10 protein-coding genes are annotated in these 12175 nt (G+C 52.5%); all 10 read right to left on the bottom strand.

Translation table 11 applies throughout. From position 1 onward, the window contains the following. Window positions 1–134 precede the first annotated feature (134 nt). The 10 genes from murJ to ACTHSP_RS12770 all read right to left on the bottom strand — a co-directional run bounded on the left by murJ (window position 135) and on the right by ACTHSP_RS12770 (window position 12076). Window positions 135–1673 (bottom strand): murein biosynthesis integral membrane protein MurJ, encoded by a 1539-nt coding sequence (murJ, locus tag ACTHSP_RS12725; RefSeq protein WP_049350884.1) that lies wholly within the window; start codon window positions 1671–1673, stop codon window positions 135–137. A gap of 9 nt (window positions 1674–1682) precedes the next feature. After that, window positions 1683–2858, bottom strand: coding sequence for a lipid-A-disaccharide synthase (lpxB, locus tag ACTHSP_RS12730; protein ID WP_371464970.1), 1176 nt, complete (start codon window positions 2856–2858; stop codon window positions 1683–1685). Window positions 2859–3018: 160 nt separating this feature from the next. Further along, complete coding sequence (lpxA, locus tag ACTHSP_RS12735; protein WP_049350886.1) at window positions 3019–3795, bottom strand: acyl-ACP--UDP-N-acetylglucosamine O-acyltransferase; 777 nt, start codon at window positions 3793–3795, stop codon at window positions 3019–3021. Between the two features lie 74 nt (window positions 3796–3869). Next, window positions 3870–4319, bottom strand: coding sequence for a 3-hydroxyacyl-ACP dehydratase FabZ (fabZ, locus tag ACTHSP_RS12740; protein ID WP_003681704.1), 450 nt, complete (start codon window positions 4317–4319; stop codon window positions 3870–3872). A gap of 73 nt (window positions 4320–4392) precedes the next feature. Further along, entirely contained in the window at window positions 4393–5433 is a 1041-nt protein-coding gene (lpxD, locus tag ACTHSP_RS12745) for a UDP-3-O-(3-hydroxymyristoyl)glucosamine N-acyltransferase (protein ID WP_440346211.1), read from the bottom strand. 101 nt (window positions 5434–5534) lie between these two features. Next, window positions 5535–6044, bottom strand: a complete 510-nt coding sequence (locus tag ACTHSP_RS12750; protein ID WP_003686729.1) for an OmpH family outer membrane protein — start codon at window positions 6042–6044, stop codon at window positions 5535–5537. A gap of 111 nt (window positions 6045–6155) precedes the next feature. Next, window positions 6156–8552 (bottom strand): outer membrane protein assembly factor BamA, encoded by a 2397-nt coding sequence (gene bamA / locus ACTHSP_RS12755; protein ID WP_440346212.1) that lies wholly within the window; start codon window positions 8550–8552, stop codon window positions 6156–6158. Window positions 8553–8555: 3 nt separating this feature from the next. Then, window positions 8556–9896, bottom strand: a complete 1341-nt coding sequence (gene rseP / locus ACTHSP_RS12760) for an RIP metalloprotease RseP (RefSeq protein WP_440346213.1) — start codon at window positions 9894–9896, stop codon at window positions 8556–8558. A gap of 131 nt (window positions 9897–10027) precedes the next feature. Continuing rightward, window positions 10028–11209 carry a 1-deoxy-D-xylulose-5-phosphate reductoisomerase gene (gene ispC / locus ACTHSP_RS12765; RefSeq protein WP_440346214.1) on the bottom strand — a complete coding sequence of 394 codons (1182 nt, stop codon included), beginning with the start codon at window positions 11207–11209 and terminating at the stop codon, window positions 10028–10030. Between the two features lie 117 nt (window positions 11210–11326). Then, window positions 11327–12076, bottom strand: coding sequence for an SIMPL domain-containing protein (locus ACTHSP_RS12770; protein ID WP_440346215.1), 750 nt, complete (start codon window positions 12074–12076; stop codon window positions 11327–11329). Window positions 12077–12175 lie beyond the last annotated feature (99 nt).

Here is a 12175-nt window from a genome sequence, read left to right on the forward strand (position 1 = left end):
GCCCCTTTGTTAAAGGGGCTTTAGTTATGTTAAAAATGCCCCTGCGATAGGGCGCAATATATAAGGCCGTCTGAAAATGTTTCAGACGGCCTTTTTAGTGAATAGCCTTTAAGCCAAACTATACGCCCTACTGCTTATTTTTCTACTCTGCGGAAATGGTGCGGACGGAAGCCGAGCGCGGCAAGGGAAACGAAGTAGAGGCCGCCGCCCAAGGCAATCAGAACGCAGAGTTGGCCTGCTTTTTTAAAGCCGCCGACGTGCACCCATTCAAACGGCAGATAATATTGCGCCAGCCACAAACCGCCGCCCATGACGACCAAAGAGATGACCATTTTAACCAAAAACGCTGCCCAACCTTTGCCGGGACGGTAGATGCCGTGTTTGCGCAAAAGGAAAAACAGCAAACCTGCATTCAGACACGCGCCCAAACCGATAGCGAGGGACAGGCCGACGTGTTTGAGCGGCGAAATGAAGGCGAGGTTCATCAACTGCGTGCAAATCAGCGTGAAAATAGCGACCTTAACAGGAGTTTTGATGTTTTGGCGCGCGTAGAAGCCGGGTGCCAACACTTTAATCATAATCAGCCCGATTAAGCCGAAGGAATAGGCAATCAGCGCGTATTGGGTCATTTGCGCGTCGTGCAACGTAAATTCACGGTACATGAACAAGGTCGTAACCAGAGGGAAAGACAACACGGCAAGGCCGACGGCGGCAGGCAGGGTCAGCAGCATACACAAGCGTAAACCCCAGTCGAGCAGGCCGGAAAACTGCTCGGTATCCTGACTGGCTGCGTGTTTGGACAAGGTAGGCAGCAAGATTGTACCGAGTGCCACACCCAAAACGCCGGTCGGCAATTCCATTAGTCGGTCGGCGTAATACATCCACGACACGCTGCCGGACTGTAAAAACGAGGCAAAAATGGTGTTGATAACCAATGAAATCTGCGCCACGCTTACGCCCAAAATAGCCGGTGCCATCTGTTTCAGTACACGGTTGACCGCCGCATCTTTAAAGCTGAGTTTGGGCATTTTCAAGAAGCCCAATTTTGCCAACCAAGGCAGTTGGAACACCAGCTGCAACACGCCGCCGACAAATACCGCCCACGCCAAAGCCATAACGGGCGGATCGAAATACGGTACAAAAAACAGGGAAAAGACGATAAAGGAAATGTTCAAAAATGTCGGCGTAAAGGCGGGAATACCGAATTTATGATAGGAGTTGAGTATCGAGCCGACAAAAGATGACAATGAAATCAAAAAGATATAAGGAAACGTTACCCGCAGCAGGTCGATGGAAAGCTGAAACTTATCGGCTTCTTTGGCAAAACCGGGCGCGGAAACATAAATCACCCATGGCGCGGCAAGTATGCCCAGCGCGGTAACGATGACCAACACAAACGACAGCATACCGGCCACATGACGCACAAACACCTGCGTGGCTTCGGGTGAGCGAGTTTCTTTGTATTCCGCCAAAATCGGTACGAAGGCTTGGGCAAATGCGCCCTCTGCAAACACGCGCCGCAGCAGGTTGGGCAGTTTAAACGCGACAAAAAACGCATCTGTCGCCATGCCTGCACCAAACGCACGGGCGATAATCGTATCGCGCACAAAGCCTAAAATGCGCGACACCATCGTCAGGCTGCCAACCTTGGCCAAGGCTCCCAATAAATTCATGTATTTTCCTTAATTGTCTTTCAGGCCGTCTGAAAATCCGGCTTCTTCCAATACTGCCGCCGCCGCCAATGCCGCCGTATCTTTTTTCAACAGCAGATGCAAGGCGTGGAAATCCTGTTCCAACGCGGCCACGGCTTCAGGGCGGTCATACCAGTCTGCTACGGCCTGCGCCAGTTTTTCAGGGACGGCGTCGTGTTGCAGCAGCTCGGGAACGGCGGCTTTACCCAACAGAATATTGGGCAAACCGACATGCGGCACTTTGATTTTGCGTTTCACATACACATAAGTCAGCGGCGAAATTTTGTAGCTGATGACCATAGGCCGTTTACACAAGGCTACTTCCAAAGTCGCTGTACCACTGGTAACCAATACCACGTCGGCAGCGGTGCAAACTGTATCCGACTGCTTGTCGGTCAACGTAATGGGAAGGGCTGAAAACTCAGGCTGCGCCAAAATTTCGCTAATGCGTTTGCGCGTTGCGGCCGTTGCCACCGGCAGCAAAAACTGTGCCTGCGGATAACGTTTCAGCAGCAATAAGGCCGTCTGAAAAAACACCGCCGCCATGTAATCGATTTCGCTCACACGGCTACCGGGCAATATGGCAAACACGGGCACGTCCGCAGGCACGCCCAGCTTCTGCCGCGCCGCCGTCCTATCCGCTTCCACAGGCATGGTTTGCGCCATCGGATGGCCGACAAACTCAGCCTTGCCTCCGGCATCGATATATAGCTGCGGCTCCATCGGAAACAGGCACAACACGCGGTTGACCTGATGCACGATTTTATTGACCCGTTCGCGTCGCCACGCCCAAACCGACGGGCTGACGTAATGAATGGTATGAATGCCTGCCTGCTTGAGTTTTTCCGCCACGCCGAGATTAAAGTCCGGCGCATCGATGCCGATAAACACATCCGGCTTGAGGCGGATTAAATCGTTCACCAGCCCTTTGCGGATTTTCAAAATCTGCGGCAGGCGTTTGATGACCTCAACAAAACCGCGCACCGCCAACTTTTCCTGATCGTACAAACTCTCGAAACCCTCCGCTTTCATGCGCTCGCCGCCGATGCCGGTAAACCGCGCATTCGGGCAACGCGCCTTAATGGCACGGATTAAGTGTGCGCCGAGTAAGTCGCCGGAAGCTTCGCCAACGCTGATGGCGATAAGGGGGGAAGGATTGGGGTTCATGTTGTTGAGGTTCGGAAGCTAAAAGATTTTGAGGCAGACATTTGCCTGCCCGTTTTCAGACGGCATCAGCGGCAAACGGACAGGAAATCTGCCCCGCTAATCGGATTTTTGCAATCCAAAGGCCGTCTGAAAAAGTTTCAGACGGCCTTCAATCCATCAATCAACGGATAATGCCGCGTGTGGATTGTGCAAAAAAGTCTTTAAATACCGCCAATTCGCTTTGGGTTTCGGCGCGTTTCAGAATGTCTGCCTTGGCCTCTTCAAACGGAATGCCGCGATGGTAAATGGTTTTATACACATCTTTGACGGAGGCAATCTGTTCGGCTGTGAAACCGTTGCGGCGCATACCTTCGCTGTTGAGACCGGCCGGTTCGGCGCGGTAGCCAGCAGCCATAAAGTACGGCGGTACGTCTTTGTGTACGCCGGCGGCAAACGCGGTCATAGCGTAGTCGCCGATTTGGCAGAATTGGAACACCAGCGTGTAGCCGCCCAAGACGACGTAGTCGCCGATGGTAACATGACCTGCGAGTGAGGCGTTGTTGGCGAAGATGGTATGGTTGCCGACCACGCAGTCATGGGCAAGGTGGCAGTAGGCCATAATCCAGTTGTCGTCGCCGATACGGGTTTCGCCGATACCGGTAACCGTACCGAGGTTAAACGTCGTAAATTCGCGGATGGTGTTGCCGTTGCCGATAATCAGCTTAGTAGGTTCGTCGCGGTATTTTTTGTCCTGCGGAATTTCGCCGAGGCTGGCAAATTGGAAAATACGGTTGTTTTCACCGATGGTCGTATGGCCGTTGATGACGACGTGCGGACCGATTTCGGTATTCGCACCGATTTGCACATTGGGGCCGATGATGCTGTATGGGCCGACTTTGATGCTGGAGTCGAGTTCGGCTTTAGGGTCGATGACGGCGGTCGGATGGATAAGTGTCATGCTGTCTCCTTGCTGTCTGATACAGGTATTGCCTGCAAGATGCCGTCTGAACTTTCAGACGGCCTGTCCCATTCTTACACCACGCGTTTGGCGCACATAATCACGGCTTCAACGGCAACTTGGCCGTCGACTTTGGCAACGGCATTGAATTTGCCGATACCGCGTTTGTTGGTCAACAGCTCGACTTCAAAAACCAGTTGGTCGCCGGGAATGACTTGGCGTTTGAAACGGGCGTCGTCGATACCGGCGAAGAAGAAGAATTCGTTTTCTTTGCGGCCGCCTTCGCTGAGGATGGCGAGTGTGCCGCACGCTTGCGCCATGGCTTCGATAATCAACACGCCGGGCATCACGGGCAGGTCAGGAAAGTGGCCTTGGAACTGCGGCTCGTTCATGGTGACGTTTTTAATCGCAGTCAGGGTTTTCATCGGTTCGAACGCGGTAATGCGGTCGAGTTGCAAAAACGGATAGCGGTGTGGGATAAGTTTTTGAATGTCTTTGGCTTCGATCGGGAGTTGTACGTCCATGATGTTCGTCTTTCCTTGTTTGTATTGGGTTTAAACGTATTCGGATGTGGGGCGCGGACTGTTTGCGCCGCCTTTAGGCTTCGTCGCTGTCGGCAAGCTGTTTTTCCAGCGTTTTGAGGCGTTTGTTCATTTCGCTCAAACGGTGGATATAAACGGCATTGCGTGCCCAGTCTTTGTAGCCCGACATCGGGAAAATACCGGCCAGATGCTGGCCGCTTTCGGTAATGCTGTGGGTAACGGATGTTCCGCCGCCGATGGTGGTTTTATCGGCGATTTCAATGTGTCCGACCGTGCCGACGCCGCCGCCGATAATACAATAATTGCCGATGGTGACACTGCCGGAAATGCCGGTCTTGGCGGCGATAACGGTATGTGAACCGATTTTGCAGTTGTGGCCGATTTGGACTTGGTTGTCGATTTTGGTGCCGTTGCTGACGGTCGTGTCGCTCATTGCGCCGCGGTCGATATTGGTGTTCGAACCGATTTCCACATCATCGCCCAGCGTGACGGCGCCGGTTTGCGGAATTTTAAACCATGAATCGCCGGCAAAGGCCAAGCCAAAACCGTCCGCACCGATGACGGCGCCGCTGTGGATTTCGACACGATTGCCCAAAGTGCAGCCGTAGTAGATGACAGCGTTGGGGTGCAGCACGACTTCATCGCCCAACGTGCAATCGTGTTGGACAACGGCATTGGCCAAAATACGGCAGCCTTCGCCCAATACGGCATTCGCGCCGATATAGGCATTCGCGCCGATTTCGCAGCTTGCCGGCACTTTGGCGCTGGCCTCGACAACGGCGGTCGGATGTACGCCGCCCTGTGCTTTGACAATCGGCGAGAACAATCGTGCCACCTTGGCAAAATAAAGATAAGGGTCGGCAGCCACAATCAGGTTGCGGCCCGCAAATTCGTCTGCGGCTTTCGGCGACACAATCACTGCACCTGCTTGGCTGTCGTGTACTTCGGCTTTGTATTTCGGATTGGCCAAAAAGCTGATGTGTTCCGCCTGCGCCTGATCCAACGGACGGACGGCGGTAATGGCGATGTCTTCGCCTTTCCATTCGCCGCCGAGCTGGGAAACGATTTGGGACAGGGTGTATGCTTGTGAAGTCATGATAATCTGCCGTCAAGATGTCAGGCCGTCTGAAAGATGCCGGTTTGGGTTTCAGACGGCCTTAGGTTTGTCTGTATGGTCACATTCGCTGCCGAGCAGGGTCAGTGGGCGTTTAGGGCTTTGATAACGCTGTCGGTAATGTCGTAGCGGCCGTTGACGTAAATCACGTCCTGCAAGATGAAGTCGTAACCTTCGCGCTTGGCCAAATCGACAATGACGCGGTTGGCATTTTGCTGGAGCGCGGCGAATTCTTCATTGCGGCGTAGGTTGTAGTCTTCAGCCAACTCAGCCTGCTGCTTGCGGAATTTCTGTACCAGATTGCGCCATTTTTGGGTTTCCGCTTCCCTTTGGCTGTCGCTGAGCTTGTCGCCGCTCAGTTTTCGCTCCAAAGCCTCGCCTTCCTGCTGCAGCTTTTGCAAGGCGGTTTGACGGCTTTTGAACTCTTTTTCCAAAGTCATCTGAATGCTTTGCGCCTGCTTGGATTCCTGATAAACGCGCTCGGTATTGATAAAACCGATTTTCTGCACGCCATCCGCCGCCGCTTGCGGCAACAGCACGAAACCCGGCAGGGCTACGGCGAGGACACGGAGGGTGTCGGCTATTTTACTCATGATAAAAATCCTTGCTTGAAAACAAACGGGCGGTTTGCAATAAGCTTACCGCCAATCTGCCATGAGGCCGTCTGAAACGGACAAACCGGGTTTCAGACGGCCTAAACATCATCAGAATGTCGTACCGAGTTGGAATTGGAAGCGTTGGATTTCGTCGCCTTCTTTTTTCTTAATCGGGTAAGCATAACTGAACTTCATCGGACCCAGCGGAGAGAGCCAGGTCACGGCAGCACCGGCAGAGTAACGCAATTCGTTTTTGAATGTCGATTTGTGCGTTGTGCCTACGCCGTACACGTTTTGGGATACGCCATTGGAATTGCTGCTGCTGCCGTCGTTGTAGGTTTTGCCGTCCCACACGCTGCCAGCATCGGCAAACAGGCTCAGACGGACGGTACGCGAGTCTTTAATGCCCGGCATTGGGAAGAGCAACTCTGCGGAAACGTTGGCTTTTTTGTTACCGCCGTAGCTGATTTTCTCGCCGTATTCGTCATAAACTTTCGGGCCCAGCGTACCGCTTTCAAAGCCGCGGACAGAGCCTAAGCCGCCGCCGTAGAAGTTTTCAAAGAACGGCATGGTTTTGGTTTTGCCGTAGCCGTTGCCATAACCGACTTCACCACCCAGCATCAGCGTGAAATCTTTGCTCAACGGGAAGAACCAAGTTTGGTTGTGGGTCAGGGTGTAGTATTGCAGGTCGCTGCCCGGCAAAGCGATTTCGCCGTTTACGCCGGTCAGGTAACCGCGGGTCGGCCACAAGGCATTGTCGGTTTTGTTGCGGCCCCAGCCGATGGTACCTTTGTACAACCAGCCTTTGAAGTTACCCACGCCACTACCGTCGCCTTTACCATATTGGTTGATAAAGTCGGCATAGCGTTTAGGCGCGCCTTTGTAGGTGTTCACGGTCAAGCGTTCTGCGGCCAAACCGAAGTTCACACGGTCATATTCGGTAACCGGAATACCGATACGCAAACCGCCGCCGAAAGTCGTGGTTTTATATTGTTTCGCGCTGGAAGAAGCTTTACGTGGGTCGTAAGTCTTGCCGTAAAGGTCGTAGCCCAAGCTTACGCCATCAGGTGTGAAGTATGGGTCGGTAAACGACAACGAGCCGTTTACTGTGGTTTTACTGCGGGAAGCACGCAGGGCAACGGATTTACCCGTACCGAACAGGTTGTCTTGAGCCACGCCGGCAGACATCACCAAACCGGTATCCTGAACCCAACCTGCGCTCAAGTCGAGCGAGCCGGTAGAACGTTCGGTCAGGCTCATGTTCAGGTCAACTTGGTCAGGGGTATTGGCCACAGGAACCGCATCAAATTGAACGTTGTCGAAGTAGCCCAACAACTCAACGCGCTCTTTAGAACGTTGCAGTTTGGCAGAGTCGTAAGGCGCCGATTCCATTTGGCGCAACTCGCGGCGGATGACTTCGTCACGGGTTTTGTTGTTGCCGGTAATGTTGATTTCGTTTACATAGATTTTGCGGCCCGGTTGAACGGTCAACACAAAATCAACGGTATGCGTTTCGGCATTTGGAATCGGTTGGACATTGATTTCGCTGAATGCGTAACCTGCCTGACCCATGCGGTTTTGGATGGCTTCGAGCGAATTGGACATTTGCGCGCGCTCGTACCATTTGCCCGACTTCATGGTCAGCAGTTTTTCCAAATCTTCTTTCGGCACTTCCAGCGTATCGCCTTCGATGCGTACATTGCCCCAGCGGAAGCGGTCGCCTTCGCTGACGGTTACTTTAATGGTCTGCTTGGTTTTGTCTTCGTTGGTTTGGATATCGGTATCCAAAATGCGGAAGTTGAAGTAGCCGTTGTTTTGATAGAAATTGGTAATTTTTTCCATGTCCTGAGCAAATTTTTGCTCATTGAACTGGTTGCTCTTCGTGATCCAAGTCCACATGCCGCCTTCGCTCAGGGACATTTGTTTCATCAGACGGCGGTCGGAATAAACTTCGTTGCCTTCAAATGAAATATCGGTAATCTTGGTAGATTTGCCCTCTTCGATGGCAATATCAATAGACACGCGGTTGCGGGCGAGTTTGGTTACGGTCGGAGTGATTTGGACAGACTGTTTGCCACGGCTCAAATACTCTTCTTTCAAACCGGCAACGGCTTGGTTCAGCGTTGCTTGGTTGAAGTATTGGGATTGCGCCAAACCGAATGCTTCAAGGTTTTTCTTGATGGCATCGTTTTGCAGCATTTTCGCACCGGTAATATTGAGCGAGCTGATGGTCGGACGCTCAATCACGGTCAGCAGGACTTGATTGTCCATGGTCTCGACGCGTACGTCGTCAAAGAAACCGGTTGCGTAGAGTTTTTTGATGATTTCTTCACTGCGCGCATCATTGAAATTATCACCGACTTTAACAGGCAGGTAGTTGAAGACGGTACTCGGCTCGGTGCGTTGCAGGCCTTCGACGCGGATGTCCTGAATGGTAAAGTCAGCCAATGCCAGTGGAGACAGGCTCAATACCATTAAAGCGGAAGCAATCTGGTTCAGTTTCATAAATTATCCAAACAAACGGTTGATGTCATTAAAGAAAGCCACAGCCATCATCAAAAGCATGGCTGCCAGTCCGAAGCGCAGGCCGACTGCCTGTATGCGCTCGCTCAAAGGCTTTCCGCGTATCCATTCGGCGGTGTAGAAAACCAAATGTCCGCCGTCTAAAACGGGCACGGGCAAAAGGTTCAACACGCCTAAGCTGATGCTGACCAAGGCCAGAAATTCGAGGTAGCTCTGCAATCCGAGTTTGGCGGATTGTCCGGCGACATCGGCAATGGTCAAGGGGCCGGAAATATGGTTCAAAGAGGCATTGCCTGTAACCAGTTTTCCGAAAAATTTGAGGGTCGTCCACGAATAGTTGACGGTTTTGTTCCAACCCAATTCAAAGGCTTGGGCAACGGAAGGCGTATAACGGTAGCGGATGGTTTTATCCCACTCTTTATCCGCTTGGGCGGCAAGCCCTGCTCTACCCACCAGCACGCCCGCCGACTGCTCGACGCTGTCCGGCCGGATAGCGGTCGCCAGTATTTTACCGTCGCGCTCGTAAGTCAGCTCGATTCGTTTGCCGGGGCTGGCGCGGAAGAGTTCCGTCCATGCCTGCCAGCTTTCGATGGGTTTCCCATCGGCGGTCAGCAGTTTGTCGTTTTCCTTCAAACCTGCTTTTTCGGCCGGACTATTGGCCAAGACTTTGCCGATGCGGTTAGTAATTCTAAAAGGCAAAAGGCCGATGTTGCCTTGGTTTTTCGCAACTTTACCTGCTTCAGGCGTGCCGGCAGCATCAATTATGCGGATAGCTTGGGTATTTGAGGCCGTCTGAACAGCGACTTTTACAGGGCCAGCTTCAAGGTTCAACACCATCTCGGTTTGCGCATCGCTCCAGTCTTTAACGGCGATTCCGTTGACCGATACAATTTTATCGCCTTCCTGAAAACCTGCTTTGGCGGCAATACTGGCAGGCTCGACCATGCCGACATAGGGGCGCAACTCGGTCACGCCGAAGGAAAAGCTCAAACCGTAAAGCAAAACGGCCAAAATCAAATTGGTCAAAGGACCGGCGGCGACAATGGCGATGCGCTTGGCCGGATGCTGCTTGTCAAAGGCGTACGGCAAATCTGCTTCTGCCACCTCGCCTTCGCGCGTATCGACCATTTTAACGTAACCGCCCAGCGGAATCAGGGCAAGACACCACTCGGTATCGCCGCGTTTTCGGGTGAAAAAGGGCTTACCGAAGCCGATGGAAAAGCGCACGACTTTAACGCCGCACCAGCGGGCAACAATATAGTGTCCGAACTCATGCAGGCTGACCAAAATCAGAATGGCGACGATAAAGGCTAAAAAGGTTTGCAAAAAAATCCCCTGAGTGGAATGTGATAATCAACGGATAAGGCCGTCTGAAAACCGATTATAAAGGCAGTTGTTCCATTTTGTCTGCCTAAATGCCAAGCGGTTGACGTTTCAGACGGCCTGTCATTAAAGCTTTATTGTTTGCCGATAAAGGCTTCTGCCTGCCTGCGTGTTTGCGCGTCTTGCGCCAGCAGGCCTTCGATATCATGATGGCTGTCTGAAAAATCTTGGGCAAGGCAGTGGGCAACGACTTTGGCAATATCGGTAAACTTAATACGTTTATCTAAAAAAGCGGCCACGGCAACTTCGTTGGCGGCGTTCAACACGCAAGGCGCGGCGCCGCCTGCATTCATGGCCTGATAGGCAAGTTTCAGACATGAGAAACGGTTAAAGTCAGGCTTTTGGAAGGTCAATGCGGACAATGCGCCGAAATCCAGTTCGCCCACGCCGGAGTTGATGCGTTCGGGCAGACCCAAGCAATAAGCAATCGGCGTACGCATATCAGGATTACCCAACTGCGCCAATACCGAACCATCTCGATAACGCACCATGCTGTGTATCACGGATTGCGGATGAATGACGACTTCCAGTTTTTCCGGCGGACAGTTAAACAGCCAATGCGCCTCAATCAACTCCAAGCCCTTATTCATCATTGACGCGGAATCGACGGAAATTTTGCGCCCCATGCTCCAATTCGGATGCTTGACCGCCTGCTCGGGCGTAATGCTGTCAAATGTACTTAAATCGGTATTAAGGAAGGGGCCGCCCGACGCGGTCAGGATAATCGAATTGATACCGTGCTCATTCAGACGGCCTGTGTAATCCCTTGGCAATACTTGGAAGATGGCGTTGTGTTCGCTGTCAATCGGCAAGACGGTGGCGCTGTTTTGACGGGCGGTTTCCATGAACAATGCGCCGGAAACCACCAGCGTTTCTTTGTTTGCCAGATAAATGGTTTTGCCTTTTTGAGCGGCGGCCAAAGCCGATGGCAAGCCGGCCGCGCCGACAATGGCACACATTACGCCGCTGACTTCATCAGCCGAAGCCACATCAATCAGGGCTTGAGAACCATATAAAACCTGCGTACTGATGCCTTCTTGTTTGAGTTTCTTTTCCAGCTCGGCGGCATGGTCGGCATCGCCGACAACGGCATATTCCGGACGGAACTGTTTGCATTGCGCCGCCAGCTTGTCCACCTGCCTATGCCCTGCCAGCGCGAACACGCGGAATTTTTCAGGATGGCGGGAGACAACGTCTAAAGTGCTTTCGCCTATGCTACCGGTACTGCCTAATATGGTCAGGACTTGTTGTGTCATGGTGTGTTCTTTGTGTGCTGTGCAAACGGTATTCATTGTGTTTGAAATAGATTTCTTTGCCGTTTCCAATTTTCAGACGGCCTTTTGCCTCCCGGCTGAAAAGGCCGTCTGAAAGAATTACTCAATGCCGTATTCGATGGTAACAACCAGTCGGACTTGTTTGCCGACAGTGCTTTTATCGTAAGAACCGCCGTACTCGTCGTCCTCGCTGCTGCCGGTGTCGGCATAGATATTGAACGAGCCTTGTGAAGCAGAACGCATGGCACCCACTTTGCCGCCGCCGGTTTTGGCAAATTCGGCCGCGCGTTTCTGCGCATCCTCAGTCGCCTGCGTAATCAAATCGCGTTTGATGGTTTCCAAATTGCCCAGCAAATATTGCGGATTGTCGAAGCGGATGAATTCGTTTTGCGCACGAAAGTTCAAAATGGCGCGCTGGGCGACTTGAATTTTGTCCAGTTTTTTGGTGTTGACCACAATATTGAGGTCGCCATCGTAGCCGTTGGGCGTGCGGGTTACGTTGCCCAGTTCGTCGCGGGTTTCATTGAAAACGCGCGACACTTCGGGCAGGCCCACTTTCATTTCAGCCGCCGCAAAGCCTTGCTCGCCCAAAAATTTAGACAGCTTCTTGCGTCTTGCCGTCAGCAAATCCAAAACTTCCTGGTAGCTCTCGCCGTGTGCGTTCACGCCCGTATTCCACGTCGCGCTGTCGGATTGGAAGTTTTTCTCCGCCAAACCTTTTACGGTAATCGTCCCCGGTTGGCGCAGATTCTTAAACTGCACGCCCAAAATAAACGCCGCAGCCATCAATCCCAGTGCCAACAATACGCCCAAGATCGATAAAGATGAAATCTGTTTTTGTTCGGACATAATCAGCTCCCCCAACCATGTGAGACAGGCGGTTTAAAACAAATATACAAAGGCGGCATAAATGCTGATAACGGCAATCAGACTGTCCACACGGTCGAA

It is taken from the genome of Neisseria sp. P0001.S005 (assembly GCF_051963715.1).